The sequence below is a fragment of the Haloferax profundi genome (assembly GCF_001469865.1).
In the GTDB taxonomy this organism is placed as follows: domain Archaea; phylum Halobacteriota; class Halobacteria; order Halobacteriales; family Haloferacaceae; genus Haloferax; species Haloferax profundi.
In genome coordinates this window covers 1-923 of record NZ_LOPV01000392.1, presented here as the reverse complement: position 1 = coordinate 923, position 923 = coordinate 1, and the positions used below count along the sequence as shown (strand labels likewise).

Here is a 923-nt window from a genome sequence, read left to right as displayed (position 1 = left end):
CGAGATACTCGGTGGGATGGAAACGGACATCGTCTATCTATCGGCGGTGGTCGAAGAGATGCTCGACTCGTACCCCGACGCGATTGCAGACGCCGTCGAAAGGGGCCAGCTCACTCTCTCGACGCACGATAACCTTCCGTTCGGACTCGCGATTTTCGACGACCGTGTCGGGCTAGGCGGCTACGACGAGACCGGGATGCTCTCTGCGTTCGTCGATACAGACGCACCAAAAGCACGCGACTGGGCCAACGATCTCTATCGACAGTACCGCGACGAAGCAGTCCGACTGGACCTTCCGACCACTGGACACAGCGAGTAACACGAAGAAGAAGAAGCGACCGTTACTCGTCGACGTCGAGTTCGAACTGCTCGTTCTCCGAAACGGCGTTGAGCACGACACTCGTGTTCGACTCGCGAATCGCTGCTTCAGCGAGTATCTCCTTGATTTGGGCGTTCATGTCGTCTGTATTCCGGAACTTGCCGATGGCGATGACGTCGTAGTTCCCGGTCACTTCGTAGACCGAGACCATACGGGGTTGTTTTCTGAGTTCGTCGGTGATGTCGCCGAGTGCGTCACCTTCGACCTTTAGTTGCATAACTGCAGTGACGTCGTATCCGAGTGCACTGTAGTTGACGCGAGGTGTGTATCCCTCGATGACACCCTCTTCTTCGAGGTCACGGAGGTGGTTCGAGATGGTCGTCACAGAGACGTCGAGTTGCTCGGCGAGGTTCCGGAGACTCGTTCGGCCATCGTCTAGCAGTGCGTTGACAAGCTTGGAATCGAGATTTTCGTACGTCATTACACATACGAGCCACCTAGAAGCATTAGAACTTTGCGAATGTCCATCTTCTTTCGGGGATTACCGAAGAGTCAACAATCGAGATGGATGTGTCCGTGAGAGCGTGCTCGTGGGCATTCACTG

At 55.4% G+C, this 923-nt stretch carries 2 protein-coding genes; one reads left to right on the top strand and one right to left on the bottom strand.

The window, feature by feature from the left end; translation table 11 throughout:
- A partial coding sequence (locus AUR66_RS13775) for a transcriptional regulator FilR1 domain-containing protein (RefSeq protein WP_449271642.1) occupies positions 1 to 319 on the top strand: 319 nt, incomplete at its 5' end.
- 22 nt (positions 320 to 341) lie between these two features.
- On the opposite strand, the gene lrp is transcribed toward AUR66_RS13775, so the two are convergent.
- A complete protein-coding gene (gene lrp, locus AUR66_RS13770) occupies positions 342 to 800 on the bottom strand; it encodes an HTH-type transcriptional regulator Lrp (RefSeq protein ID WP_058572877.1) in 459 nt (152 codons plus the stop codon).
- Positions 801 to 923: the final 123 nt, after the last annotated feature.